Source organism: Pseudomonas sp. E45-MNA-CIBAN-0222, from assembly GCF_040310405.1.
GTDB classification, from domain to species: Bacteria; Pseudomonadota; Gammaproteobacteria; order Pseudomonadales; family Pseudomonadaceae; genus Stutzerimonas; species Stutzerimonas stutzeri_AC.
On record NZ_JBEOPU010000273.1, the window covers coordinates 1 to 229 of the forward strand.

1 protein-coding gene is annotated in these 229 nt (G+C 42.4%); it reads right to left on the reverse strand.

Annotated elements, in window-relative coordinates; all coding sequences use genetic code 11:
* The coding region (locus AAEZ08_RS23590; RefSeq protein WP_500125266.1) for a hypothetical protein at positions 1-229 on the reverse strand (229 nt) is incomplete at both ends.

Sequence of the window (229 nt, forward strand, 5' to 3'; positions counted from 1 at the left end):
GCGGTGATATGTTCGCCATTGACCTCGACCGTATTGGTATCGACGAATTTGGCAAAGCCTTTTATCACTTCAACGCCGTTCTTTGCCAAATTATTATCATAAGAGCGATGAATGTTTTGGATATATTGTTGACGACTATTGACCAGCTTTTGAAAGTCAAAGCCTTTTAACTCAACGTCAAAACCATAGTCTGGCGCATACTTTTCGATAGCTTCGGCCACTTGTGCGC